This is a genomic window from uncultured Campylobacter sp. (assembly GCF_938030685.1).
In the GTDB taxonomy this organism is placed as follows: Bacteria; Campylobacterota; Campylobacteria; order Campylobacterales; family Campylobacteraceae; genus Campylobacter_B.
Genome location: NZ_CALHHX010000044.1, coordinates 1 through 25,037, shown reverse-complemented (window position 1 = coordinate 25,037; position 25,037 = coordinate 1). Strand labels below are relative to the sequence as shown.

At 41.3% G+C, this 25,037-nt stretch carries 27 protein-coding genes and 1 tRNA gene; 15 read left to right on the top strand and 13 right to left on the bottom strand.

Annotation, left to right across the window (positions count from 1 at the left end):
* Positions 1–16 precede the first annotated feature (16 nt).
* The 13 genes from Q0369_RS02045 (at position 17) to Q0369_RS01985 (ending at position 12,789) form a co-directional block, all read left to right on the top strand.
* Positions 17–1,144, top strand: a complete 1,128-nt coding sequence (locus Q0369_RS02045) for a glycosyltransferase family 4 protein (RefSeq protein WP_298095307.1) — start codon at positions 17–19, stop codon at positions 1,142–1,144.
* The gene (gene pglC, locus Q0369_RS02040) at positions 1,137–1,742 is read left to right on the top strand and encodes an undecaprenyl phosphate N,N'-diacetylbacillosamine 1-phosphate transferase (RefSeq protein ID WP_297918852.1); all 606 of its coding nucleotides are present in this window, start codon (positions 1,137–1,139) and stop codon (positions 1,740–1,742) included. Before Q0369_RS02045 ends, pglC begins: the two co-directional genes overlap by 8 nt.
* Positions 1,729–2,328 carry a UDP-N-acetylbacillosamine N-acetyltransferase gene (gene pglD / locus Q0369_RS02035; protein WP_298095304.1) on the top strand — a complete coding sequence of 200 codons (600 nt, stop codon included), beginning with the start codon at positions 1,729–1,731 and terminating at the stop codon, positions 2,326–2,328. Before pglC ends, pglD begins: the two co-directional genes overlap by 14 nt.
* Before the next feature lie 116 nt (positions 2,329–2,444).
* Positions 2,445–3,542 (top strand): UDP-N-acetylbacillosamine transaminase, encoded by a 1,098-nt coding sequence (gene pglE / locus Q0369_RS02030; RefSeq protein WP_298095301.1) that lies wholly within the window; start codon positions 2,445–2,447, stop codon positions 3,540–3,542.
* The gene (locus Q0369_RS02025) at positions 3,542–5,347 is read left to right on the top strand and encodes a nucleoside-diphosphate sugar epimerase/dehydratase (protein ID WP_298095298.1); all 1,806 of its coding nucleotides are present in this window, start codon (positions 3,542–3,544) and stop codon (positions 5,345–5,347) included. The genes pglE and Q0369_RS02025 overlap by 1 nt, the downstream gene beginning before the upstream one ends.
* Positions 5,344–6,069, top strand: coding sequence for an imidazole glycerol phosphate synthase subunit HisH (hisH, locus tag Q0369_RS02020; RefSeq protein WP_298095295.1), 726 nt, complete (start codon positions 5,344–5,346; stop codon positions 6,067–6,069). The genes Q0369_RS02025 and hisH overlap by 4 nt, the downstream gene beginning before the upstream one ends.
* Positions 6,069–6,776, top strand: a complete 708-nt coding sequence (gene hisA / locus Q0369_RS02015) for a 1-(5-phosphoribosyl)-5-[(5-phosphoribosylamino)methylideneamino]imidazole-4-carboxamide isomerase (RefSeq protein ID WP_298095292.1) — start codon at positions 6,069–6,071, stop codon at positions 6,774–6,776. The genes hisH and hisA overlap by 1 nt, the downstream gene beginning before the upstream one ends.
* 78 nt (positions 6,777–6,854) lie before the next feature.
* A complete protein-coding gene (locus tag Q0369_RS02010) occupies positions 6,855–7,718 on the top strand; it encodes a 50S ribosomal protein L11 methyltransferase (protein ID WP_298095289.1) in 864 nt (287 codons plus the stop codon).
* Positions 7,715–9,664, top strand: a complete 1,950-nt coding sequence (gene ftsH / locus Q0369_RS02005; protein WP_297905028.1) for an ATP-dependent zinc metalloprotease FtsH — start codon at positions 7,715–7,717, stop codon at positions 9,662–9,664. The genes Q0369_RS02010 and ftsH overlap by 4 nt, the downstream gene beginning before the upstream one ends.
* Positions 9,665–9,790: 126 nt before the next feature.
* Positions 9,791–10,540 carry a CDP-diacylglycerol--serine O-phosphatidyltransferase gene (pssA, locus tag Q0369_RS02000; RefSeq protein ID WP_297905032.1) on the top strand — a complete coding sequence of 250 codons (750 nt, stop codon included), beginning with the start codon at positions 9,791–9,793 and terminating at the stop codon, positions 10,538–10,540.
* An 84-nt stretch (positions 10,541–10,624) separates the two neighbouring features.
* On the top strand, positions 10,625–12,139 hold the full coding sequence (locus Q0369_RS01995; protein ID WP_298095286.1) for a 2-isopropylmalate synthase: 1,515 nt from the start codon (positions 10,625–10,627) through the stop codon (positions 12,137–12,139).
* Between the two features lie 157 nt (positions 12,140–12,296).
* The gene (gene atpE, locus Q0369_RS01990; protein WP_298095283.1) at positions 12,297–12,635 is read left to right on the top strand and encodes an ATP synthase F0 subunit C; all 339 of its coding nucleotides are present in this window, start codon (positions 12,297–12,299) and stop codon (positions 12,633–12,635) included.
* A gap of 69 nt (positions 12,636–12,704) precedes the next feature.
* Positions 12,705–12,789: transfer RNA gene (locus Q0369_RS01985), tRNA-Leu, on the top strand.
* Between the two features lie 57 nt (positions 12,790–12,846).
* On the opposite strand, the gene Q0369_RS01980 is transcribed toward Q0369_RS01985, so the two are convergent.
* From Q0369_RS01980 to Q0369_RS01945, 8 genes are all read right to left on the bottom strand, one after another.
* A complete protein-coding gene (locus Q0369_RS01980; RefSeq protein WP_298095280.1) occupies positions 12,847–13,728 on the bottom strand; it encodes a site-specific integrase in 882 nt (293 codons plus the stop codon).
* An 11-nt stretch (positions 13,729–13,739) separates the two neighbouring features.
* Positions 13,740–14,972, bottom strand: coding sequence for a replication endonuclease (locus tag Q0369_RS01975; RefSeq protein ID WP_298095278.1), 1,233 nt, complete (start codon positions 14,970–14,972; stop codon positions 13,740–13,742).
* Positions 14,973–15,077: 105 nt separating this feature from the next.
* On the bottom strand, positions 15,078–16,256 hold the full coding sequence (locus tag Q0369_RS01970; protein WP_298095275.1) for a type II and III secretion system protein: 1,179 nt from the start codon (positions 16,254–16,256) through the stop codon (positions 15,078–15,080).
* Complete coding sequence (locus Q0369_RS01965; RefSeq protein WP_298095272.1) at positions 16,201–17,286, bottom strand: zonular occludens toxin domain-containing protein; 1,086 nt, start codon at positions 17,284–17,286, stop codon at positions 16,201–16,203. Before Q0369_RS01965 ends, Q0369_RS01970 begins: the two co-directional genes overlap by 56 nt.
* Positions 17,283–17,741: a hypothetical protein gene (locus tag Q0369_RS01960; protein WP_298095269.1), complete on the bottom strand. Its 459-nt coding sequence runs from the start codon at positions 17,739–17,741 to the stop codon at positions 17,283–17,285. The genes Q0369_RS01965 and Q0369_RS01960 overlap by 4 nt, the downstream gene beginning before the upstream one ends.
* Positions 17,742–17,744: 3 nt before the next feature.
* The gene (locus Q0369_RS01955; protein ID WP_298095266.1) at positions 17,745–19,493 is read right to left on the bottom strand and encodes a hypothetical protein; all 1,749 of its coding nucleotides are present in this window, start codon (positions 19,491–19,493) and stop codon (positions 17,745–17,747) included.
* Positions 19,494–20,105: 612 nt separating this feature from the next.
* A complete protein-coding gene (locus tag Q0369_RS01950; protein ID WP_298095263.1) occupies positions 20,106–20,351 on the bottom strand; it encodes a hypothetical protein in 246 nt (81 codons plus the stop codon).
* Positions 20,352–20,513: 162 nt separating this feature from the next.
* The gene (locus tag Q0369_RS01945; protein ID WP_298095260.1) at positions 20,514–20,858 is read right to left on the bottom strand and encodes a hypothetical protein; all 345 of its coding nucleotides are present in this window, start codon (positions 20,856–20,858) and stop codon (positions 20,514–20,516) included.
* Between the two features lie 254 nt (positions 20,859–21,112).
* Between Q0369_RS01945 and Q0369_RS01940 the strand changes: the two genes are divergently transcribed.
* The gene (locus Q0369_RS01940) at positions 21,113–21,352 is read left to right on the top strand and encodes a hypothetical protein (protein ID WP_298095258.1); all 240 of its coding nucleotides are present in this window, start codon (positions 21,113–21,115) and stop codon (positions 21,350–21,352) included.
* A 1-nt stretch (position 21,353) separates the two neighbouring features.
* Positions 21,354–21,884, top strand: a complete 531-nt coding sequence (locus Q0369_RS01935; protein WP_298095254.1) for a restriction endonuclease — start codon at positions 21,354–21,356, stop codon at positions 21,882–21,884.
* On the opposite strand, the gene Q0369_RS01930 is transcribed toward Q0369_RS01935, so the two are convergent.
* The 5 genes from Q0369_RS01930 to Q0369_RS01910 form a co-directional block, all read right to left on the bottom strand.
* Positions 21,881–22,237, bottom strand: a complete 357-nt coding sequence (locus Q0369_RS01930; protein WP_298095251.1) for a type II toxin-antitoxin system HicB family antitoxin — start codon at positions 22,235–22,237, stop codon at positions 21,881–21,883. The two genes, Q0369_RS01935 and Q0369_RS01930, sit on opposite strands and share 4 nt — an antisense overlap.
* Complete coding sequence (locus Q0369_RS01925; protein ID WP_298095248.1) at positions 22,234–22,461, bottom strand: type II toxin-antitoxin system HicA family toxin; 228 nt, start codon at positions 22,459–22,461, stop codon at positions 22,234–22,236. The genes Q0369_RS01930 and Q0369_RS01925 overlap by 4 nt, the downstream gene beginning before the upstream one ends.
* Before the next feature lie 133 nt (positions 22,462–22,594).
* Complete coding sequence (locus Q0369_RS01920; RefSeq protein ID WP_298095245.1) at positions 22,595–23,419, bottom strand: hypothetical protein; 825 nt, start codon at positions 23,417–23,419, stop codon at positions 22,595–22,597.
* A gap of 104 nt (positions 23,420–23,523) precedes the next feature.
* Complete coding sequence (locus Q0369_RS01915; protein ID WP_298095242.1) at positions 23,524–23,790, bottom strand: hypothetical protein; 267 nt, start codon at positions 23,788–23,790, stop codon at positions 23,524–23,526.
* Positions 23,777–24,736 (bottom strand): hypothetical protein, encoded by a 960-nt coding sequence (locus Q0369_RS01910; RefSeq protein WP_298095237.1) that lies wholly within the window; start codon positions 24,734–24,736, stop codon positions 23,777–23,779. Before Q0369_RS01910 ends, Q0369_RS01915 begins: the two co-directional genes overlap by 14 nt.
* Positions 24,737–25,037 lie beyond the last annotated feature (301 nt).

Sequence of the window (25,037 nt, the reverse complement as noted above, 5' to 3'; positions counted from 1 at the left end):
GCAAGGAATGCAGCATATGGCTCGCATAGGGTTTTTAAGCCATGCCGATATGAGCTTACATTTCTTTCGCCGCCCGATAATGCAGGCTTTAAAAGAGCGCGGGCACGAGGTTTTTGCAATTGCTCCTCGTGGCGCTTATACGCAGGATTTGGCACGCGATTTTAATGCCGTAACTTACGATCTTGATCGAGCGAGCCTAAATCCGCTTACCGTATTTAGCAACACCAAAGCCCTTGCACGCGAGCTAAAGAGGCTGGATTTGGACCTGCTGCAAACAGCTGCGCACAAATCAAACGTGTTTGGTACGCTGGCGGCTCGAGAGGCGGGTATAAAATATGTGATAAACTTAGTCGAGGGGCTGGGTAGCTTTTATATCGACGAAGATATTAAAACAAGGCTCGTGCGAGCGGTATTGGAGAAGCTTTATAAATTTTCATTTTCGCAGGCGGATGCTTGCGTATTTGTAAACGATGCCGATCCCGATTACATGCTATCTCGTGGGCTTATTGTGAAGCAAAAGGTCATAAGGATTAAAAGTGTAGGCGTAAATGCTGAAAGATTCAACCCCAAAATCGTTAGTGCAGCGGATCTGGGCGAGGATTTGCACGGCAAAAAGATCGTACTGATGATAGCTCGCGCGATGTTGCATAAGGGCGTGAGAGAATTCTACGAAGCAGCAGAAATTTTAAAAGATCGATCGGATGCGAAATTTGTCTTTGTAGGCGAGGGCTTTGCGGGCAATAAAAGCACCGCTGATCCTGCGTTTTTGCAAAGCGGTGCGGTGCATTATCTAGGCGCCAGAAACGACGTGCCTGAGCTTTTGAAGGCTAGTTACCTACTGGCACTTCCTAGCTACAAGGAGGGCTTTCCGCGCACGGTTTTAGAGGCGATGAGCATGGCGCGAGCCTGCGTGGTAAGCGATTGCAGCGGTTGTGTCGAGGCGGTGCAAGATGGCGTCAACGGCTTAATTTGCCGCACTCGCGACGCAGAGGATCTTGCGCGAAAGATCGAAATTCTATTGGACGATGTTGCGCTTTGCGAGAGGCTAGGGCGAAACGGGCGCGAGATGGTGCTTGCAAATTACGACGAAAAGATCGTCACGAAAAAATATTTAGAGGTTTATAGGAAATTTATCGATGTATAGGTGTTTTTTAAAGCGTGCGCTCGATTTTACGGCGGCTTTGGTTTTGATCATTTTGGTTTCACCCGTGATGGCGCTTACGTGGTTCTTGATCCGCAAGCACATTAGCAAAAGCGCGATTTTTACGCAATCTCGCCCTGGGCTTGATGAGCAAATTTTTAAAATTTACAAATTTAAAACGATGAGCGACGAGCGCGGCGCGGACGGCGAGCTTCTGCCCGACGAAGCGCGGCTGAACGATTACGGCAAAAAGATCCGCGCGCTAAGCCTGGATGAGCTGCCGCAGCTTTTCAACGTGCTAAAGGGCGATATGAGCTTCATCGGGCCGCGCCCGCTGCTGATCGAATACCTGCCGCTTTATTCGCCGCAGCAGCGCCTGCGACATAGCGTGCGCCCGGGCATCACGGGGCTTGCGCAGGTAAACGGACGCAACGCGATCAGCTGGGAGAAAAAATTTGAGTTCGACACGTATTATGCGCAGAATTTAAGCTTCGCGCTCGATCTTAAGATCGCGCTTTTGACGATTAAAAAAGTGCTTGCGAAAGAGGGCGTGAATAAAGAGGGCATGGCGACGACGGAGAAATTTAATGGGCACAACTAAAATTTACGTTTACGGCGCGAGCGGACACGGGCTGGTGGTCGCGGACGTCGCGCTAGCCGCGCGCGGGGCTAAATTTAGCGAGGTCGTTTTTTTAGACGACGCGGCAGGGCTGAAATTTAGCGAGGATCTGCCGAAATATCCCGTAATAATCGCAATCGGCGATAATAAAACCCGCGCGAAGATCCAAGAGAAGGTAGCGCGCGCCGGTTTTGAGATAGCGACGTTAATTCATCAAAGCGCCATCGTTAGCCCAAGCGCCGCTATCGGCGAGGGCGCAGTCGTAATGCCCGGCGCCGTGATAAACGCGCGAGCTAAAATCGGTCGCGGCGCGATAATCAATTCAGGAGTCGTAATCGAGCATGAGTGCGAGATCGGCGAGTTCGCGCACATTAGCCCAAACGCAGCGCTTGCGGGCGGCGTGAAGGTGGGGGCGTTTTCGCACATTGGAATCGGTGCCAGCGTCATTCAGAGGCTAAGTATCGGGCAGCGCTGCATCATCGGCGCGGGTGCTGCGGTGGTGCGCGATATAGCTAGCGATAGCGTAGCCGTAGGCGTGCCCGCTCGCGTGATTAAAAAAAATGGCTGAATTTAAAATTTATAGCATTAAAAGTGATAAAATCCGAGCATTTAAATTTAATGCCGAAAGCTAAATTTAGCCTTGCGTCGCGCGAGATTAAATTTAAAGATCAAGAAAGGATGAAGATGGCAAGAGTATTTTTAAGCCCGCCGAATATGGGCGGCAATGAGCTTGAGTATATAAAAAAGGTATTTGAGAGTAACTATATCGCGCCTTTGGGCGAATATGTCAATCGCTTTGAGGACGTAGTGAAGTCCTACACTGGTACGCGCGGCGCGCTGGCGCTAAACGCAGGCACGGCGGCGCTTCATCTAGCGCTTCGCTGCAGCGGCGTAAAGGACGGCGACGTGGTGCTTGGCTCCACGTTTACCTTCATGGCGTCGCTAAATCCGATATTTTACGAGCGCTGCGTGCCGGTGCTGATAGATAGCGACGAGAGCTGGAATTTAAGCCCTAAGCTGCTTAAAGAAGCGATCAAAAAATCGCCGAAAAAGCCAAAGACGCTCATCGTCACGCACCTTTACGGACAGGCTGCGAAGATGGATGAGATATGCGAAATTTGCGCGAACGAAGGCATTGATGTTATCGAGGATGCCGCAGAGGCGCTAGGCGGATTTTATAAGGGTAAAGCACTTGGCGGTATCGGAAAATGCGGCGCGCTAAGCTTCAACGGCAATAAAATCATCACCACCTCGGGCGGCGGAATGTTGATTTCAAACGATGAGGAGCTAGTGGCTAAGGCTAGATTTTACAGCACCCAGGCGCGCGAGCCGCTGCTTCACTATGAGCACAAGGACTACGGCTATAACTACCGCTTAAGCAACGTCTTAGGAGCTATCGGCGTAGGCCAGATGGAGGTCTTGCCGCAGCGTGTAAAGAGAAAACGCGAAATTTTTAAAATTTACGAGGATCTGTTTAAAGGAACCGACGTGGAGTTTATGCCGGAAGTCGATGGTAGCGAGGGCAACAGATGGCTTAGCACGCTTCTATTTAAGCAAAAAGGTGCTCATTTAAAGGTTATCGACGCTCTGAATAAAGCTGACATCGAATCTCGTCCGCTTTGGAAGCCAATGCATCTGCAAAGCATCTTCGCAGGCGCACTTAGCGTAGTTGATGGCACGAGCGAGGATATGTTCAGTCGCGGCATCTGCCTTCCTAGCGGTACCGATATGAGCGACGAGACGATCGAGCGCGTCGTAAAAATCGTAAAAGAAAACATCTGATGCTGTTAAAACCCACTAAATTTAGCCGCTTCGCGTTTTTTTTGCTAGGAGATATTTTTATCTCGATCCTCTCCGTTTATATCGCGTTTTTGCTGCGATTTAGCGGAGATATACCGAACGAATTCTATAAAGGCGCGCTGCTTAGCGCCTCGAGCCTCACGGCGATTAAAATTTGCTACTTTTGGTTTTTGCGGATCTATTTAGTTCCGTGGAGATTTTTCGGGTTATATGAAGCGAGGAAGCTCTTCTACGCGCACGTGATGGCAGCGCTTACCTTTTTGATCCTGTTTTTTCTAGCGAGTAAAGTTTTTAACCCGTTCCCGCGCTCGGTCATCATCATCGACGCGGCGATCTCATTTATTCTGATCAGCGGGGTTAGAATTTCAAAGCGGATGTTTCTAAGCGAGAAGAAAAACATCACGAATAACGAACCCTGCATCGTCGTGGGCGCTACGAGCAAGACCTTTCACGTCCTAAAAGGGATGCGGCAAAAATATATCAACTACTATCCGGTTGGCGTCGTGGACGGGCGGCCTGAGCTAGTAGGGACCTATTGCGAAAACTACGTCGTTAGGGCTAAGAGCGAAATTCCGCAGATGATCAAAGATAGCGGCGCCAAAACCGCGATCATCGCACTGGCGCTATATCCGGACGAGCTAAAGGAGCTCTACGACGAGCTTTTTGCATACGGGCTAAAGGATATCAAGCTCTTTTCGCTTTTGGAGGATGAGAGCAAAAAGATCCGCGACGTATCGATCGAGGATCTGCTCGCGCGAAAGCCCAAAGACCTCGACACCAAGGCGATCGAAAATTTTATAAAAGACAAGATCGTGCTGGTAACGGGCGCGGGCGGCACGATAGGAAGCGAAATTTGCAAGCAGTGCTTGAAATTCGGCGCAAAGAGGCTCATTATGGTCGAACATAGCGAGTTTAACCTCTACTCGATCAACGAAGCTACGGGCGCGGATATGCGCAACGAGCTAAAGATGATAAATATCGTCTATCATCGCGAGCTGGAGGAGGTTTTTGCAGAATTTCATCCCGAGGTGGTCGTGCACGCAGCGGCATATAAACATGTGCCGCTATGCGAGTTTAACCCGCATTTAGCGGTCAAAAACAACATCATCGGCACTAAAAACGTAATCGATCTATCCAAAAAATACGGCGCGAAAAAAGTCGTTTTGATCTCGACCGACAAGGCGGTGCGACCGACGAACATTATGGGCACGACGAAGCGTATCTGCGAGCTTTACGCATTAAATTCCAACGACGCGACAAGCGACACGCAGATCGTCGCCGTTCGCTTCGGAAACGTGCTCGGCTCAAGCGGTAGCGTCATTCCTAAATTTAAACGCCAGATCGAAGCGAACGAGCCGCTTACCGTTACACACCCAGAGATTACGAGATATTTTATGCTCGTTAGCGAGGCGTGTCAGCTCGTGCTTCAAGCGGCCTCCATCGCGCAGGGCGGTGAGCTTTTCGTGCTGGATATGGGCGAGCCAGTAAAGATCGCCGATCTTGCCAAGCGAATGCTGCAGCTTGCCGGCAAGGAGGAGCTTGGCATTAAATTTGTCGGTCTGCGCCCCGGCGAGAAGCTTTACGAGGAGCTTTTGATCGACGAAAACGACAAGAGCACGAAGTATCAATCCATCTTCGTAACCCACTCCGCAAAATACGACCTAGAGGAGCTCAGCTCGCAGATCGAGGAGCTTTCGGAGTGCGAGGACGCGCAGGTTGCGGATAAGCTAAAACGTATCGTGCCCGAGTTTTCGCACCGATTGAACGATATGAAGGGCACGGCTTGATCGGTATCGTAGATTACGGCGCGGGCAATATCCGAAGCGTGATGAACGCACTTAGCTTTTGCGGCGCTAAATTTTGCCTCGCGCGTAGCCCTGAGGAGCTTTTGAGCTGCGATAAGGCTCTGCTTCCGGGCGTGGGCGCATTCGGCGAGGCGATGGAGAGGCTTTGCGCAAACGGTATGGACGCTGCGATCAAAGAATTCGTAGCAAGCGGCAGATATTTTTTAGGCATCTGCCTTGGGATGCAGCTTCTGTTTGAACAAAGCGAAGAATTCGGCGCGCGCAGCGGGCTTGGAATTCTACCCGGTCGCGTCGTGAAATTTGACAAAACGAAATTTAATATTCAGGGGACGAAATTTCGATCCGAAGATTCTAAATTTAGATCGGGCGGGGCGAAATTTAATTCAGACGAGGCGGAACCTAGCGCGCGCAACGGGCAAAATTTTACCCGCGCCGAAAGCCTAAAGATCCCGCACGTCGGCTGGAACAGCGCGCACTTTATCAAACGCTCGCCGATAAATGCGGGCCTAGGCGAGTTTGAGTATCTGTATTTCGTGCACTCCTACCACGTCCTTTGCGCGCGCGAGATCACGCTTGCGAGCACGTTTTACGGCTATGAGTTTGCAAGCGCGATCTGGCGCGAAAACGTATTCGCCTTTCAGCCGCATCCCGAAAAAAGCCACGATGCGGGCATAAAAATCATTAAAAATTTTACGGAGCTGTGATGGAGATTTTCCCTGCGATCGATCTGAAACAAGGATGCGCCGTGCGCCTTAGCAAGGGCGAGATGCAAAGCGCAAAAATTTATTCCAAAGACCCCTGCGAGCTAGCCAAAAAATTTGAAGATCTCGGCGCTAAATGGCTGCATCTGGTTGATTTAGACGGCGCGTTTGCGGGCGAGGCGGTAAATTTCAAAGCGATCGAGCGGATCGTAAAAAATACGCGCCTGCGCGTAGAAGTGGGCGGCGGCATCCGCGACGAAGCGCGTATAAAGGAGTATTTGAGTTTGGGCGTCGATAGATTTATCCTGGGCTCGGCGGCGCTAAAAAACCCGGATTTCGTAAAGCAAATGGCGAAGCTTTACCGCATCGTCGTGGGCATAGACGCAAAAGAGGGGCTAGTAGCGACCGAGGGCTGGGCGGAGCTAAGCCGCGTAAAAGCGACCGATCTGGCGCGAGACTACGCGGACGCGGGCGTTTGCGCGATCATCTGCACCGACATATCGCGCGACGGGATGCTAAGCGGCGTGAACGTAGAATTTAGCCGCTCTATCGCGAAAGCTTGCGGCATCGACACTATCGCAAGCGGTGGCGTGAAAGATATGAACGACATAATCGCGCTTAAAAACGCAGAGCTCATCGCGGGCGTTATCGTCGGTAAGGCATATTACGAGGGCACGCTCGATCTTAAAAAGGCGTTTGAAGCTCTATAAAAACGCCCGAGCGTAAGCAAAGTTTGAACTAAATTTTAGTAATATGCAAATTTTAAAATTTAAAGGCGATGTGAGGCGATGAAAGATTTTTTTTATGAGATGATCGTAAAAAGCGCGAATGCAAGCGAGCTTTTTAAGGGCTTTGCGTTTGAGCTCGGCGTTACCTGCGTCGAAGAGCGCGGCGATCGCTTCATAATCCGCGACGAAGAGGATCTGCAAAATTTAAAATTTGCGTTTGAAGAGTTTAAAAAGGCGCTCGCGCGATCTCTTAATTTAGACGCCGATCTGCAGATCGAAATTTCAAAAAAGCAAAATAAAGATTGGCTAGACGAATACAAAAAAGGCGTCGCGCCCGTAGCGGTCGGTAAATTTTACGTCCGTCCGAGCTGGTGCGAAAGATCGCAAAATCCCGCGCTAATCGATCTGCTGATCGATCCTGCGCTGGCGTTCGGCTCGGGTCATCACGAAAGCACCAATATGTGTCTGGCGCTGCTTAGCGAGCTTGCTCGCGCGGGCATGAGCGCGCTTGACGTGGGCTGCGGTAGCGGAATTTTAAGTATCGCGATGAAAAAACTGGGCGCAAAAGTAAGCGCCTGCGATACCGACGAGCAGGCGGTGGCCGCTACGCAGCAAAATGCCGAGAAAAACGGCGTGCAGATCGATAAAATTTGGCTCGGCAGCGTTTCAAGCTTAAAGGAGCAAAGTTTAAGCGCAACCGCGCAGCCGCAGTTTGATCTAATCGTCGCAAATATAATCGCCGACGTGATTTTGATCCTAAGCGCGGATCTAAAAAAAGCGCTAAAACCTGGCGGCAAGCTCGTGCTGTCGGGAATTTTAGAAAAATATAAAGATAGGATCGAGCAAGCCTTTTCGGATCTAAATTTCGTGCATATGAAAAAGCAAAACGAATGGCTTAGCTTCGTTTATGAAAGGAAAATATGAATAACAACCCAAATAATCAACCCCCTCAAAACGGTGGCGGAAACAATTTTTTTAATAAAAATCCGATCGGCGTTTTTATTATTTTTGCGCTTATTTTAATAGTCGTGTTTAAAGCGATATCCCCAAGCGGCGGATTTGATAGCGGTGGAGTGCTGGGCTCCGTCTCGGGCGAGAGTAGAAACGTAACTTACTCCGAGCTAAAATCGCAGATAAAAAATTCCCAAGTAAGCATGGTTTCCATCGGAAGTTCCACGATTAAAGCGCAAGTCGGCAATGTAATCTACACCGCCAAGCGCGTGGATGATCCCGAGCTAGTTCAAATTTTAGAATCGCGCAAAATTCCATACGGCGCGTATAACGAGAGCAACTTTTTGACCGATCTGCTCTTTAGCTGGGTCTTGCCGCTCGTGATTTTCTTTGGAATTTGGATGTTTTTAGCCAATCGTATGCAGCGCAATATGGGCGGCGGCGTGCTCGGCATCGGAAGCTCTAAAAACCTGGTAAGCGCCGAAAAGCCGAAGGTTAAATTTAGCGATGTCGCGGGCGTCGAAGAGGCGAAAGAGGAGGTTAAGGAGATCGTAGATTTCTTAAAAAATCCGGAGCGATACATTAGCCTCGGGGCTAAAATTCCAAAAGGCGTGCTTTTGGTTGGGCCTCCCGGCACGGGTAAAACGCTGCTAGCCAAAGCTGTTGCGGGCGAAGCGGACGTGCCGTTTTTTTCGGTATCGGGTTCAAGCTTCATAGAGATGTTCGTAGGCGTGGGCGCCAGTAGGGTGCGCGATCTATTTGATAACGCTAAAAAACAGGCTCCGGCGATCGTTTTTATAGACGAGATCGACGCGATCGGCAAAAGCAGAACCGCAGGCGGTATCGGCGGAGGCAACGACGAGCGCGAGCAGACGCTAAATCAGCTGCTTGCAGAGATGGACGGCTTCGGCTCGGAATCAAGCCCGGTAATCGTCCTTGCGGCTACCAACCGCCCGGAGACGCTGGATGCGGCGCTTCTACGTCCGGGCAGATTCGATAGGCAGGTTCTAGTCGATAGACCTGATTTTGACGGCAGAATGGCGATTTTAAAAGTGCATATGCGCGACGTTAAATTTGCTCGTGATATCGATATTGAAGAGATCGCGCGCCTTACCGTTGGCTTTGCGGGAGCCGATCTTGCAAATATCATCAACGAAGCCGCGCTTTTAGCGGGTCGCGAGGCAAAGGCGGAGGTCGAGCAAAAAGACCTGCTCGAAGCGATCGAGCGCGTCGGTATCGGACTGGCTAAAAAATCGCGCCGCGTAAGCCCTATCGAAAAGCGAATCGTCGCCTACCACGAAAGCGGCCATGCACTCATCGCCGAGCTTACCAAAGGCGCGATGCCGGTATCGAAGGTAACTATCGTGCCGCGCGGATTAAGTGCCGCGGGATATACGCTAAATTCTCCGTTTGAAAATAGATACCTACACCAGCGCCATGAAATTTTTGCCGAGATCGATACGTTTTTGGCGGGGCGCGCGGCGGAGGATGTGTTTTTAGGCGAGATCACCGACGGCGCGGGCAACGACCTACAGCGCGCTACCGATATGCTTAAATTTATGGCTACTCAGGTCGGAATGACCGATGCGCTCGGGCTTGCGGTGTTAGAAAAGCAGCAGTATTCCTTCCTAAACGGCGGACAGAGCATCAAGGATTACAGCGAGGTAACGGCGGTTAAGATCGACGAATATGTCCGCAAGACGCTGGATGAGCGCTATGCGGCGGTAAAAGAGACGCTAAGGACCTACGCTCCGGCGATCGAGGAGATGGTAAAGGCGCTGTATGAGAAGGAGACGGTCTCTGGAGAGCAGATCGTAGAGATCATCTCTAAATTTGAAAAAGATAACGGCATGCCTACCCGTCTGGTGCGAAATTTAGGCGCTAACGACGATATCGAAAGCGCAAAGAGCGAGGCTTAAATTTAAAGCCTCGCGCAGGGCAATAACTTAGCGCTAAATTTTAAGAAGGTTGCGCCAAAGTGTTTTGCGCGCGATCCGCGGTACCGAACGAAAAGCGGTATGAAAATAAAATTTAAAGAGTAAGAGATGGAAGAGGAAAAGGGAAAATTAATCTACATATTGCCGAATTTTTTCACGGCGGCAAGTGCATTTTTAGCGGTCATCAGCATAATTTCTACGATCAAAGGCAACTTCAGCGCCGCGATCTTTTATATCATTTTATCCTTGATCTGCGACGGGCTTGACGGCCGCGTAGCGAGGCTAACACATGCTACGTCGAAATTCGGCGTGGAATTCGATAGCCTTGCGGATATCGTGGCTTTCGGCGTAGCGCCGGCGCTGCTGTTTTACTGCGCGGTCGGGCACGATTACGGTAAGGTCGGCTCGCTCGTAGCAGCACTTTACGTGGTTTTCGGCGCGATAAGGCTGGCGCGATTCAACGTCACTACGGGCACCTACGAGCCTAGCGTTTTTATCGGGCTGCCGATTCCGACGGCTGCGATTACGATGGCGTTTTGGATCGGAATTTATCTAAAATATGAGCTTTCCAAAGGGTTTGGCGTATTTTTGATCATCGCAATGGCGGCGCTATCGTTTTTAATGGTCAGCAACATCCGCTTTCCAAGCTTTAAAAAGATCAGCCTAAAGCGCCCCAACGCGATTAAAATTTTAGTGCTTCTAATCGTCGTATTTTTCTCGCTTTTATATCTTTTCAGGCTGGAATTTCCGGCGGTGCTCACTTTGGTTTATATCGTTTACGGTTTGGTTCGCGGAGCTTTAAATTTAAGCGCGGCTAAATTTCATAAAAAAGACAAACCCGAGGAAACGGCGAAATAATCTCAAATATGTTTATCGCCGCGATTGTTTTAAGCTTGCGCGGCTATAATTTTGCCAAATTTTAACGATTTGAAAGGACAAGTAATGGACAAAAATAAAATCATAATCTTCGATACGACGCTTCGTGACGGCGAGCAAAGCCCCGGAGCGTCGATGAATACGGACGAAAAGATCCATCTTGCGTTGCAGCTTGAAAAGCTGGGCGTAGATGTTATCGAGGCTGGCTTTGCGGCGGCGAGCCTAGGCGATTTTGACGCGATAGAAAAGATCGCCGGCGCCGTTAGCAAGGCTCGCGTCTGTTCGCTTGCGCGCGCTTTAGAAAAAGATATCAAAGCCGCCGGCGAAGCGGTAAAGGGCGCGAAGCTTGGGCGTATCCACACCTTCATCGCCACAAGCCCTATCCATATGGAATTTAAACTCAAAATGCAGCCGCAAGAGGTCATAAAGCGCGCCGTAGAGTCTGTGCAATACGCAAAAAGCCTATGCGATGACGTGGAGTTTAGCTGCGAGGATGCGTGCAGAAGCGATATGGGTTTTTTAAAAGAGATCTGTGACGCCGCGATAAGCGCAGGAGCCTCCACCATAAATATCCCCGATACGGTGGGCTATCTCTATCCGGACGAGATCACCGCTCGAATAGGCGAACTCGTTAAGCTTATCGGCGAGCGCGCCGTAGTTTCGGTGCACAACCACAACGACTTGGGAATGGCTACCGTAAATTCCTTAGCCGCTATCTTGGCGGGAGCCAGACAGGTCGAATGCACGATAAACGGTATCGGCGAGCGCGCGGGCAACGCGGCGCTAGAAGAGATCGTAATGGCGATCAAGACGCGCACAGATAAATTTGCGCCGCTTTATACCGATATAAATTTGAAAGAAATTTATCCATCCAGCCGCTTGGTCGCGAGCATTACCGGCATCGAGCCGCAACCCAATAAAGCGATCGTGGGCAAAAACGCCTTCGCGCATGAAAGCGGCATCCACCAAGACGGCGTGCTAAAGCACAAAGAAACCTACGAGATAATGCATGCCGAGGATATCGGGCTTGATAAAAACTCGCTCGTGCTGGGCAAGCACAGCGGCCGTCACGCCTTCAAGGACAAGCTGGTATCTTTGGGATATGAGCTTAGTAACGAGCAGATTGAGATCGCGTTTAATAAATTTAAAGCGCTCGCCGATAGCAAAAAGGACGTTTTCGACGAGGATATTAGAGAGCTTGTAAACGACGAGTTCGTGGGAGCCAAAAAGACCTATGAAGTGCTAGTTTTAAGCTCCAATAGCTGCAACAAAGGACACGCTAGCACCGCACTTACGCTAAGGTATAAGGATGAAATTTTAAGCGACAGCGCGCTTGGAAACGGCGGCGTGGATGCGATATTTAAAGCGATAGATCGTATCAGCGGCATCAGTGGTAGCTTGAAAGAATACCAAGTAAAAGCGGTCTCACAGGGCAAAGACGCGCTGGCGAAAGTAACCGTTAAGGTGGAATTTGCGGGCGAGGGCGCCATCATCGGCAGAGGACTTGACGTAGATACGATGCTGGCGTCTGCAAAGGCCTACGTTGCGGCGCTAAATACATATCTGGACGCTAAACGTTAAGATGTTGGCGTGTACGGCGGGATTTGTTAAATTTAACGCAAATTCCGCCAGATTAAACAAATCAAAAGCAAAATTTTAATAATATTTCACACTTAAAACGTTGGAGTAGGGGGTATTGAGCCGAAACTCGTTTTAAAATTTATTTATGGAGACTTTTATGAAAAAAGTTCTTGTATTGTTATTCGCACTTTGCGGTGCAGCTTTCGCTAGCGAGCAGCTAAGCGCTTACACTCAGATCGTTTCTTTTTCTGCAATTACCGTTGCAGTCGTTTTAGGTCTAGCCGCTTTGGGTGGCGCATTAGGTATGGGAAATGCCGCTAGTGCGACGCTTAACGGCATCGCTAGAAATCCAAGCGTAGCTAGCAAATTATCGACTACGATGTATATTTCGCTAGCGATGATCGAAGCGCAGGTTATCTATGCATTAGTTATTTCATTTATCTTGCTTTTCGTAAATCCTTTTTTGACAGCGGGTTTAAAGGCTGCTGCAAATTAATTCTAAGCCCGAGAAATCGGGCTTTAAACTTATATAACTCAAGGCTTAAGATCAAGCTTTAAAATTTATGCGACCGTGGTGGAATTGGTAGACACGCTATCTTGAGGGGGTAGTGCCGCAAGGTGTACGAGTTCAAATCTCGTCGGTCGCACCACGAAATTTTATCTACTTTAAGTCTCTTTTAATATAAGAGCCCGGGGATAAAAAATCATTAGTAAATTTTAACATCTCTCTTAAACTCATCTTTTTGATTTTCAATAAATTTAACGTAACGATTAAAAACCATCTCCGTGCTACTATGACCCAAAAGCCTTGAAAGCTCATAAGGACTAATATCAGTGTTTTTTAGAATATTAGTCGCATATGTATGGCGCATAACATATAGCTTACGATACGGAATTCCCAAAGACTTAAGTAAAGGCTTCCAACAATAGCGAGTAAATGAAAAATCGGTGTTATAAGGCTCGCAATATTGATTGACAAATAGGTAAGCAGTAAAAGTGAGACGACAATAGCACCATAAATCATAATATAAAGCATCGACTATAGGCACTTGCCTTATACTACCTGCAGTTTTAGGACTATTCTCGCCGAATTTTGACCTAGAAAGCTCAACGTTTATAAGCTTTTTCTTAAAATCGATATTTTCCTTTTTAAGAGCTAGAATTTCGCCCGTGCGCATACCTGTGTAAAAGCCAATTTTTAAAAACATTTGAAACTTTGAACTATAAGCCTTTGAAGCTTCTAAAATACGATTAACTTCAGTATCGGTAAAAGGCTGAATTTTAGGCTTGACAAGGTTAAAATTCCGTATATAATCAATCGGATTATTTCTAATAAACTCATCATACTTAGCAAGCTGAAAAATTTGATTTAAGCAGCTTTTATAATCCCTTAGAGTTTTGGCACTCACTTCCTTATTCATCTGAGAAAACCATAGCTTAAGCTCGCTAGCCTTAATACTCTCAATCTCTCTATCGTATAAAAAATTTAGCCTTTTAGTAACGATACTTTCATACTTAAAGATAGTAGAGGGTTTCCAGCTATTAGAGCCTATTTGCAAAAATAGATCAGCAAAATATTTAAATTTCATCACTTACTCTTTTAAAACGGATACGGCATAACGCCGTTATTGGAATACTTGAATTCTAGCTCCCTGATATCCTCTAAAGCGTGCTCGGTAAAATATCTGATATGATTTTTATATCTCTGCAGAAACCCACGCTCAATCATCTCATTCTCAAGCATAGCGTAATCTTGAACGCTTAAAATATCATCGGTCATTTCGTTTTGATTGTCGCGCCAGTATAATTTTAAACGCTCGTCGCTCATATCTTTCCAAGCGGTACGGAATATCTTGTATGGATTATAATAAACTGGCTTAATACCGCTATTATAGAAACTTTGAATGGATTTAAGCTCGTGAGATTGGATTTTACCGCAAGGATAAAAAACTTGTGTCTTTTTCTTAACCCATAAATCCCCGAAATCGCTATCATAAATTAAAACAGGCTTTTTGCTTTCGGTATCACAAAGAACCGTAAGCAAACCCAAACTATAATTTTTAGTAAGCTCAATAAGGCTAAATTTACCGCCAACCTTACGAAAAATCTCAAGACTAATAAAAGTCTTTGACATAGTAACACGACGAATACGATGCTTTAAATACCAAAATGAAATGTCGCTTAAATTTTCGATAGACGGATTATCTCGCAGATCGTCCAAAGTCTTAAAAATATATTTCATAATATACCCGGTAGCGTTGCGAATATTCGTTTCAATCCTATTTTCATCAGAAATAAAGCGTTTCTTTATAATATGTATTACACGCTCCTTAAATTCAATAGGAACAAAAAAAAGCAAATTTAAATGACAAGTGCCATCTTTATGAGGCTCTTTGGTAGTAATATAGCATCTATCCTCGACGGGAATTTCACGAACCACGACAGAATTCATAATACTACGAATAAGCAACTGAAGCCGATGAGCTCCCGCGCAAACGCTATGTTCCTCATCATCGATAAAATTTTCATTACGCACAAGCCTATATCCACCATTTTTAAGCTTTATAGACCTCTTGCAATGATAGGCGCTAGGAAGCGTAAAAACGCAAAATATAGGCTCTAAATTACGATCAGAGGCATATTGCTCCATAGACGAAACACGATTATTAAGCTCCGCGATATAACGCGCAGGGTTATGCCAAGAGCTAAAATAGAACGACGACAACGGCAAGGCGACATCATCAAACGAAACGAAATTCTCATCGAGAAATTTCTGCTGAAGCTTTAGACGCTCCGAAAGAAAAATTTTATCTTGTTTTGTTATACCATACATTATCAAAATCCCTAAAATATGAAAACAACACATATCTATTATATTTAGTCAAGTGGCACGCCTTCGCTCGGCGCGGGGCGCCTCGCTAGGCGCGCAACTGCCTCATCAAAACGCTTCTATTGTAAGCGTAATAACGGACTTCTGGATAACCTTTTGTTTGATTGAAAACAAATACTGAATAATCGGGATATCTTTTAAAAGCGGAATACCATTGCGATACTCATAAGCTGTTTCTTTATTGATTCCACTTAATACTAAAATTTCACCTTTGTTAATTGAATAACTTGATTTTAGCTCTTTTTTGGACGTTTGAGGCGTCAAAGTTGTTTCATCTAAAATGTCCTCAACGACAAGATCTAAATCAAAATCAATATGGTCTTTTAATATAGTTGGAGTAATAGAAACTTTTAAGCCTACATCGCGATAATCATAAGTGTTTTGCGTGGTAGTAGAAGCATTAGAATAGGTAGAAGTATTTTTAAGATAAGGAATATTCCTAACAGATGAGAAATAAACGGGAGTGCCATTTTTGGCAACTAAATAAGGCGATTGCTTAACGGAAGTAACATCATTTTTAACAAGTAAATTTAAAACTCCATAAAATCCTTTTTTCTTATCTCTGACAACGTTGGTTTCGGCAGTGTAAGGCATAGTAATAAGATTTACAAAATAATTAAAATCAGCGCGAGTTACGACATCGGCAAGAGAATTTAGATTTGTGCCTATATTTTCGGCATTATTGAGATTAGTTTCTAAAATAGTAAGCTTAAAATTTACCTGCTCGAGCCTTTTATCAGAGCGCTGCGCGAAGTCAATAATATCGTTATAATCATCGTCATTAGCCTTAAAAACAACAGAATTAGTAGATTTTATATATTCTACATTAGAAGCAGTGGAGTTTAAATCGTTTGAATCAGTAGTCGATTTAATAATCTTGGATACATCGTCAAAGGTATTATTCTTAAGCTCCAAATAGCGAAGCTTAGCTTTAGGGGTTAAAGTGCCGTTATTATCAAAAGCTTTATTTTCTACGTAGTAAAAATCACTATTTCGCACGAGTCTTAAACCTTTAACTTCTATCGCTTTACGAAAAAGAGATATAGAAATTTTAGTTTGTTTATTGGTGTAAAAATAGAAATCATTAGGATTAATATCGTCAGATATAAGAATATCGATGTTTGAATTTACGCTAGCGAGATTAGCAAATTCTAATAAATTTAACTTAACCTCACTTGCTAAAAGCAGATTTAACGACAGAACTAGTGCTAAAAGAATCCTTTTCATTTTTCACTTCCTTTTTTAAATTTTCAAAAATAGGCTTATCAAAATAAGCATAAATTTCTAAAAAGCCTTTAGTATCGCTTTTGTATTCGATATAAATAGGCTCAACTTGAGAGATCATAAGCGAAAAGTATTTATAAGTGAAAGGAGCATAACCATCTATCACGCAATCAGTGTATATGCACCTTATAAAATATGAATACTGAATTTGAGCCATAGAAACATTTTTATCAACCGAAACCCCAGTATTTGCATAAATTTGATTAACAACAACAGGGGAAGTAGAAATCGAACTAACTTTACGAGCGCTTTTATCGCTAGTACTAAAATAATCTTTGAAAAATAAAAATAATACAACAATTAAAAAAATAAGAAAAAAAGATACTAAAAAATAATACTTAATAAGACTTTTATGTTTCGTTTCATCACCACTATGGTAAAGTTTATAAATTTCAGGGTTAAATTTAAGACTTACACCGCCGCCGACGACTATATCACGCTTTTGATACATTGTAGGGCTGTTAAACAATACATACCGTAAACGACTGGAAAAAAGACGTTTAGAGCCGTCAACAGCTTTATAAAAAAATTCTGCAATCTTTTTATAAGCACTATCGACGAGGCTTAAATTTTGGGTAATAAGATAAATATCTTGATAAAGATGACGATGGTAAGTAAGCCACCAAATCAAGACCTTATCGCCTTTCTGACTAAAAATAGTTGAATGACATTCATCGATAACGATTAAAACATTACATAAATTTAGCTCCTTTGCATATTTTATAAGCTCACTATCGGTTACTTTAGACTTATAGTAAGAATAAAGAACGGAAAGATTAGATTTAAATTCATCGATATCAAGTTTCTTAATTTTATCTGACTTAGAAAAATCAAATTCATTAATATTTGTATAAGCAAACCGATAATTTTTCTTATTGGTTTTAGTATCACTGATAAAACATTCATATAGCTTATTAACAGCGAAATAAGTTTTACCAGAACCAGGATTGCCGACGATATACGTTAAGCTCATTTCTTAAAGAACCTTTTGCCGTTTTTAGAGGCAGAGTTAGTGGTATATAAAGTAGCAATATGATAAGAAGCTAAATAAGATTGCCAAGCTTTCTGAACAGAAATTTTAGCGATATAAAGCTCTAAAACCATACCAAGAAACGGAACAAAATTATTAAAAGTAGAGGCAAGAGCCTCAAAAAAGCCGATAGTTTTTAAAACTGCGAAAGCAACATTCAAAAGCTCGCCATTTGGATTAACTATGGCATTATTTACCTCATTAATAGCACTATTAGTAAAAGACATAACATTAGAAATAAGCTTATAAACTAAAGCAAGAAAGGAAAGAAAAAGTCCCCAATAAACAACAAAGTAGACGCGAACTTTAGAAATAGTCCAATTCTTAGAAAATAAATTAAAAAATTTTATTAAACCATCAGCAAAACCACCCAAAAGAAAACCAATAAAAGCAGGCATAAATCAAACTCCCTTAAAAGTATTTAATAAAATTTTATAAGCACACCAGGCAAAAGAAACAAAAAAGGCTAAATAAAACATAAAATATAACGGATCACGCATAGGCGCTAAAATCGCACATAAATCCCAAGTAACATTTATAGTCTTAATATTAGTACCGCTAAATTTACGAGTAACAGGGCAAGATTTAGGAACAGAAGGACTATTAAGTTTTGCTATAGCATTACCGGTAGATAAAAAATTAGATAACTCTTTAAAATCATTCATAATAGAATCACCCTTACTAATAATATCATCGAACTCAGCAAAATAATCCGTATTATCGATATCGCCAATACCTAAATCAACATTAGAAATACCAGAACTACTATTGTTATTACCGCTACCACTATGACCCTTATCGCCTTTACTACCATTGTCCTTGCCCTTACCATTATTATTGGGATCATCTTTGGAATTATTAGAGCCCGGCTTATCAGGGTTTTTAGTTTTGTTATTATCCCCTATAGTGATATTGCCACTAGAACCCTTTGAATTATCATCACCGGTAGTAGAACCATCACCCTTACCATCGCCTTTACCAGAACCGCCGCCTTTATCTTTATCCTTGTCCTTATTTTTATCTTCCTCTTTTTCTTTATCGGTCTTAGCACTATCAGGATTTGATGCGCTCTTGTCTAAGGTATCTAAATCGATCTGAGTAAAATCATCAAGATTTAAACCAGAACACATAGCATTTCCAGCCTCATTCGGAGCAACACGAATAATACCAACGGTACATTTTGCGACGCAGGCATAATTTGCAACAATAGTATCGGGTGTTTGATTTACACCGACAATAGTATCACCCTTATCGTAAAATCCCTCAAATTTACCCGAAATTTTACCGCTAGATTGAGTAACTTTAATTTTCTTATCGCCGTCACCGTGAGAGCAAAGGCAAGAAAAACGCTGCTGCAATATCTCAAAATCAGCGCAAGTAGAAACACATCGATTTTCAAAATTGAAAGTGCCACTTTTGCATACGCAAGATTTTGTTTCAGAATCATATTGAGTATTTTCAGAGCAAGGCTTGCAGGTATTAGTTAGCTTGTCCAAAACCTCGGGAGCAGCACAAATAATTTCATCGCAAGTTTTACGACCAGGATCATAAATTTTACCCGCAGGACAACCAGTTATGCACTTATTTTGTGATTTGTCCCAAACTTCACCTTGAAAACAAACCTGGCACTGCTCGGTAGAGGTATTAAAATTACTTCCCTCAGGACAAGATTTAAGAGTAGAAACAATAGAATAACTGGTATAAACAGCGCTTTTAAAAGTATCAAAGCTAACATTGCCAGGAACTTTACTTTTATCGAGTGTGTAATAATCGACGCCATTTTTAAAAGTATAAACAGCAGGTAAAGCATACTCATAAGAATAAAAAGAGTTGCCAGAAACAAAACTAAAACGAGGGACATCTTTACGATCATCATTTGTATATATCATTTTTTTTACGGGGTCAGATAGTTTATATATACCGCTGCCAACGTCATAATAGGCAAGACCATTATCAGATTTTAGAAAACTAAAAGTAGCGGGAGAAACCTTATCGGAAGTAGGCTCATAAAAACGGCTAGTAGATGGAATATCGGGCTCGGCAGTAGAAAAATAATCGAAAGCATTTTTAAATGGAACAAGGGGATTATCATCGGCAAAAAGGCAGCAAAACGAAAGCGACAATAATAAGAGAGCTTTAAATTTAAGCATTTCACTTCCTTTCAGATGAATAAAAGCGGCTAGACAGACACCAAACGCTACGCGATACACGCCTTGGAGGCGTGGGCTTGATGCGTGCGCTAAATTTCATTTCGTAAGACGAAATGAAAAGCGCGCATCAAGCTAAAAAAGAAACTTCAGACATCATTTAAAAAATTTAATCATCAAAACAGAAACGGCAAGCATTACGGGCACGATAGAGATAATCACATAAACAAAAATACTAAAAAATAAATCAAAACTCGCAACGCCCGTAATATTCAAAACAGAATTCATACTATCAACCAGAAATTTTGCTAATCGTCAATACAATAAACAACAATATCAAAGAGCCAAGCGTAATAGCAGTCGCAGCAAATAGCACGTTTAGCATTTCGTCACTAAGCCCAACATCTACCGATCGTATCGTAAGCATTCTATACTCTCCGCAAAGCTTCTATTCCGACTAGAGCAGCTTTGACAACGAAAAGCGCAACGACGAAAACGCCAAGCAACGTCTGACAAGCTAGAACTAGCGCGGACAAATCGAACGAAACCATACGACACCTTTTTTTCTATTCAAAAACATACCTCCCGAACACACGGGAGGTAGGAGCAAAGACGCTAAATTTTGCGGAACTGACGCAAAGCTAAACCGATAGCGGCAACGATAGCAATCGCGGTAACGATAATGCCGATAGCAGAGTAGAAATACGTAAGATCAAACGTTCCAGTAAATCCATTGTCCTTGGAAAACGTAACGTCCGCGGAAGCGGTATCCACGCAAACAATCGAAGCAGCAGCAACGACACCTAAAACCTTAGCTTTTGAAGTTTGCAAAAACCCTTTAAATTTACTTGCAAATCCCATAACAAGCTCCTTTTTTAAAATTTGCGCCTAAAAGACACATAAAAACTCATAAGCGAAGCTTTTATGTATTTTTTAGGTTTATAGTGCGGGCGGAAAAGGAAGTGAAAACCCAACCGCCCTAGTAGTTTTTTGACTTGCCTAGGTCAGAACCTCGTAAAAGTCCTATTTTTTAGAAACAGCAGCCGCAGGAACAGCAGAAGCCGCAAAAGGCGACTTGTCGAAAGTTTCTATCTGGATATCATCGGCAACAATAAGAAAATTCCCGCGTTGCCCGGCAGAGATAAAGCGATAAGGAATTCCGACAAATTTATCCTTGAAACCTTGCCATTTTTCACGCTCCGTAATAGGTAAACGCAAAATTTCAGTATCTTTGACCTTGTATCCCTCAAGATCGTGAGAGGAATAAGTAACGGTAACTTCAAGCGTTTGAGTAATTTCACCAGTTTGGCGATTTGTATTCTTGACGGGGCGAACTTCGTCAACAAGCCCGATTAAGTAAGTAATCATAATAAAGCTCCTTTAAGGAAAATTTCATCAAGCTTTTGGTTTTAACGGGGGCGGAGCTTATAACCACCCCCAAGCAGTTTAAAGACGTGCCCGGGTCTGAAACTCTAAAAAGAATTTCGCAAATATTTAGCAAAAATAAGCTAAAATATTTTTGGACTTTTAAAATATATTAAACATTCTGTTTATATGTCTAAAATATTTAAACACATTATACAAAATAATTTAGACATTGTCAATAGAAAAAAGGAAAAATTTTGACAATACGAGAAATTTGCGAATATATAAATATCACGACACCCACACTTTATAATTGGAAAAAAGAAAAACCAAATTTATACAATATAGTAATGAATTTTAAAAATGAAAATTCAAATAATTTTAGCAAAGCAGAACAAGAAATAATAAAACTATTTAGAAGCCTAAACGAATTAGAAAAAGAATTTTACCTAAGCGATATAAAAGCTAGAGTATTAAAAAAGCAATTGGAAAAATAAAATGTGGCTTTTCATAATTTTTCTTATAGTAATAATACTACTTTTACTGCTTTCTTTAATCTCTAACCAATATCCAGAAGTAGACCAAAATTTTCAATATAAAAAAGATTGGAAGCCAAAATATAGAAATTATTATCGAGAACAAACGAATAAAGAAAAAGGCGACGAATATGAATTTTATATAGGTAGATTATTCAAAGAACACGGTTATAAAGTATACTATAAAGGAATAAACGAAGGTTTTTATGACGAGGGCATCGACTTAATATGCTATAAGGGAATTGAAGTAGTATTAGTTCAATGCAAAAACTGGAAAAAGCAAGCAGATCTGAATAGCGTTAAAAAATTTGTATATAATTGCAGAGAATACGAACAAAAAAACTACATCAAACTAAGACGAAAAAGCATAAGAAAAATTTTCGTAATATCAAATCCTTACAAAAATAAAGAAATACGCGAATACCTAAAGCAAATCAATAACGAAATAGAATTCTTTAATGTCGCACTACAACATTATAGAAAAATCTACTAAATCCCATTAAGCTTCAAATTCGCAGCCTCGCTTAAAAATTGTGATCTATTATTAGTTACCTTGTCGATAGCATTAAGCAAAGATTGCGAAAGGCTTACATTTACACGAATTTTCTTATCAGAAGTAGGCTCGGGAATAAAATCATTATGCTCTAGCATACTCTCAAGCGTAGATTTAAAAGCGGCATCAAGATAGTTTAATGCTTCCTCTTTTGTATCGCCGTCGCCCCAAAACAAAGCATAACCTTTAAATTCAGGCATAAATGCACCCCAGCCACCGCCTTCATCGTCCGCTATCTTTCTAAGCTCGATTTTATAAGGCAAATTTAGATAATAGTTTAAATCCTTTTTCATTTCTGCTCCTCTATAGATTTTAGCACAAGTTTAACATAAAAAATTTTCATAGGCTTATGTTTAGGCAAAGTTACCAAATAGCCATTTCTGACAAAATTATGGTGAGAACCTTTAATGCTTTGCAAAGTAAAACCTCTGCTAAGTAAAATTTTTTCTAGAGTCTCAAACCTTACGTTTTTAGGATTATTTTCCAAATCCTTGATTAATTTATCGTCTTTGCTCATCTTTAAACCTTATTGTGTAATTATACACAAATAAATTTAATATAAATTTAAATGCGTAGTAAAATTTCAAATCTCGTCGGTCGCACCATCTATCAAAATTTTCCCTATTTTTTGGTTTTATTAAATTTTGTTACTAAAAAATTGAATACCTTTTCGGTAAATTATCTATGTTTATACCTTGTTGCAAAAAATATTTTTTAACTTCTTTATAAATTTCATCGTTATACAAATAGACTAAATAATATCTAGCCGATAATAATGCACCATACATAGGCACGGTGCTGTGTGGTTTATCAACCTGTATAAATGGAAATATTTTAAAATTTTTCAAGCTTTTACTTGCAAATATATAAAAAAGAAATTTTAGTATCAAATTTGCAAGATAAAATGAAATCAAAAAATACATTGTTTCCAAAATTCCAGCTGATAAAAATGTTAAACTTATCACTAGAACCATAAATAAATTAAACAATATATCAAATTTGGATTTTTTTATTGTGCATTGAGTAAAAAAAGGTCTAGCTAATTCATCTATCGCAATTTTACATTGTCGTTTTAATTTTCTGTAATCATAAAATTCTATATAGTGGTTTGTAAATTTGATTTTATGGTTTTTAAATTTGAATTTTTGAAAAATTGCGACGATGATAATATAACTCATAGGTATCAAACTTAACCAAAGCAACTCTTGCGGCACTTCTCTCCAACGCAGTTCATTTAGTATCCCAGCAAGTATACAAGCAAAAAGAAAAGATGAAACAAGCAATGTTAAAACGAAAAACTCTTCATAACTTTGAATAATCAAAGGATTTTCATCATAATCCCTAAAATTCGGATTGTTTTGTTTTTGATTTTCAAGCCATTGTTGATATTTTCGCTCTTTGATTTGGGCTTGTTGTATTTTTGCTTCTGCATTTTTTCTTAACTGCTCGGCTCGTTGCTTTATATCGTTATTCAAATCAATCCTTTTTATAAAATTTCCTAGCAAATTCAATCTCGGTCAGTACCACTGATACTGAATTTTATGAATTCACAAATTTAAACTTGCTATTGCTTTTAAATTCAAGCAACAAGTAAATTTAAATTTACAAATTTGATATTTGGATCTATTTGGTCTGAGTTAGCCCAACGATAGATTATGTCGTTTATTATCTCATTTTGTTTGGCTTTATCTGAAGCAATGTAGTTTTGAACCATTGTTTGTAAAACTTTATCTTTTACCATAGCTTGGCGCAAATTTAAAACTTCACCAAAAGTATAGTAACTCAAAACTTCCAAAGCATAATCTCTGTTGTTTAAATCAAGCTGTGCTTCTTTAATTGTTGGCATTGCCGTCTCCTTGTAAATTTAGATTTTTATTGAAATTGTTGTTTTTTAAAGTTTGGTATTGCTCTAAAATCACATTATAATAGTAATCGCCATTATATGAAAAATCATTAAAAACGATATTTTGGAGTGTAGGTCTATTGGCAGGAATATATTTAAAATAATATTCTCTCCTATATGTTTTTTCAAAAAATCTTTTTTTGTTTGTTGTCAGTAGATTATGGGTAACGCAAAATTCTGATATTTCGTTATTGACAATAGCATTTGCTAAAAGCCAAGAAAACATAATATTTGATACAATGACTATGTCGTTTTTTGTATCGTGATATTTTAAGACTTTTTTATTTATAAATACAAAATCTGAAAAAAGTATATGCTTATTTTCGCCAATATAAACGAAATTTTCCAAAAATTTACCATTTTCATCAATAATGTATTTTTCATTGAACGGATAAAAAGGTTCTATTTTTAAAATTTCATCATTATCAATTATCTCTTGTGCGTTTTGTATAGGTGTGTCGGCATTACAAATTTTAGAACCTAAATTTAGTAAATATTCTAAATTTAATCTTTTATCAAGCTTGAAAAATTCGCATTTGTCATCAGGGTATTTGTCTCCATTGCAAAAATAAAATCTTGTTTCAGCAAAGTCATTTATATCTCTATGGATATTTTTCATCTTTTTTATATCTTTTGCTGGATAATTGTCTAAATAGTGAATTTTTTGTAGAAAATCTTTTATGTGAAAATTAATTTTTTCATGCTCGGTTGCTGTTTTAAAATCTATCTTGTTTTCCAAATATTTTACTTTATCGTATTTATCAAACATAGCTTCTAATTCGGCAGTATGCCTTTTGTCGTCTTTATAAAGTTGATAAGCAAATGAAATAATAAGACACAAAGTAAATAAAATAAATATTATAAATAAAATTTTAAATAATTTTTTCATATTTTTCCTTTCAAATTTAAAGTTTAACTTGCGAATTTAAACTCGGTCAGTATCGTTTGATACTGAATTTATTAAATTTACAAATTTAAACTTACTTTACAAATTCACACAATTAGTAAATTTAAATTTGCAAATTTAATATTTGGATCTGTTTGATCTGAATTAGCCCTCAGTTAAATCTAAATAGCATAGTAGTCTTTTTATACCATAGCTTGTTAATTGTTCAATCCCATATACCTCGCCCAAGCTAGCTCTGCATATGTTTTTAGTGCCTCAAACTTTCTCATTTTCTATCCTTTCT

Coding starts and splice junctions, on each gene's coding strand:
- Q0369_RS01995 (WP_298095286.1), top strand. CDS start 10,625: ATGGACAAAAATAAAATCATAATCTTCGATACGACGCTTCGTGACGGC.
- hisA (WP_298095292.1), top strand. CDS start 6,069: ATGGAGATTTTCCCTGCGATCGATCTGAAACAAGGATGCGCCGTGCGC.
- Q0369_RS01970 (WP_298095275.1), bottom strand. CDS start 16,256: ATGAAAAGGATTCTTTTAGCACTAGTTCTGTCGTTAAATCTGCTTTTA.
- Q0369_RS02025 (WP_298095298.1), top strand. CDS start 3,542: ATGCTGTTAAAACCCACTAAATTTAGCCGCTTCGCGTTTTTTTTGCTA.
- pssA (WP_297905032.1), top strand. CDS start 9,791: ATGGAAGAGGAAAAGGGAAAATTAATCTACATATTGCCGAATTTTTTC.
- Q0369_RS01955 (WP_298095266.1), bottom strand. CDS start 19,493: ATGCTTAAATTTAAAGCTCTCTTATTATTGTCGCTTTCGTTTTGCTGC.
- Q0369_RS01910 (WP_298095237.1), bottom strand. CDS start 24,736: ATGAAAAAATTATTTAAAATTTTATTTATAATATTTATTTTATTTACT.
- pglD (WP_298095304.1), top strand. CDS start 1,729: ATGGGCACAACTAAAATTTACGTTTACGGCGCGAGCGGACACGGGCTG.
- Q0369_RS02045 (WP_298095307.1), top strand. CDS start 17: ATGGCTCGCATAGGGTTTTTAAGCCATGCCGATATGAGCTTACATTTC.
- ftsH (WP_297905028.1), top strand. CDS start 7,715: ATGAATAACAACCCAAATAATCAACCCCCTCAAAACGGTGGCGGAAAC.
- Q0369_RS01930 (WP_298095251.1), bottom strand. CDS start 22,237: ATGAAAAAGGATTTAAACTATTATCTAAATTTGCCTTATAAAATCGAG.
- Q0369_RS01950 (WP_298095263.1), bottom strand. CDS start 20,351: ATGGGATTTGCAAGTAAATTTAAAGGGTTTTTGCAAACTTCAAAAGCT.
- atpE (WP_298095283.1), top strand. CDS start 12,297: ATGAAAAAAGTTCTTGTATTGTTATTCGCACTTTGCGGTGCAGCTTTC.
- Q0369_RS01960 (WP_298095269.1), bottom strand. CDS start 17,741: ATGCCTGCTTTTATTGGTTTTCTTTTGGGTGGTTTTGCTGATGGTTTA.
- pglC (WP_297918852.1), top strand. CDS start 1,137: ATGTATAGGTGTTTTTTAAAGCGTGCGCTCGATTTTACGGCGGCTTTG.
- Q0369_RS01975 (WP_298095278.1), bottom strand. CDS start 14,972: ATGTATGGTATAACAAAACAAGATAAAATTTTTCTTTCGGAGCGTCTA.
- Q0369_RS01915 (WP_298095242.1), bottom strand. CDS start 23,790: ATGCCAACAATTAAAGAAGCACAGCTTGATTTAAACAACAGAGATTAT.
- Q0369_RS01945 (WP_298095260.1), bottom strand. CDS start 20,858: ATGATTACTTACTTAATCGGGCTTGTTGACGAAGTTCGCCCCGTCAAG.
- Q0369_RS02010 (WP_298095289.1), top strand. CDS start 6,855: ATGAAAGATTTTTTTTATGAGATGATCGTAAAAAGCGCGAATGCAAGC.
- Q0369_RS01980 (WP_298095280.1), bottom strand. CDS start 13,728: ATGAAATTTAAATATTTTGCTGATCTATTTTTGCAAATAGGCTCTAAT.
- pglE (WP_298095301.1), top strand. CDS start 2,445: ATGGCAAGAGTATTTTTAAGCCCGCCGAATATGGGCGGCAATGAGCTT.
- Q0369_RS01935 (WP_298095254.1), top strand. CDS start 21,354: ATGTGGCTTTTCATAATTTTTCTTATAGTAATAATACTACTTTTACTG.
- Q0369_RS01965 (WP_298095272.1), bottom strand. CDS start 17,286: ATGAGCTTAACGTATATCGTCGGCAATCCTGGTTCTGGTAAAACTTAT.
- Q0369_RS01925 (WP_298095248.1), bottom strand. CDS start 22,461: ATGAGCAAAGACGATAAATTAATCAAGGATTTGGAAAATAATCCTAAA.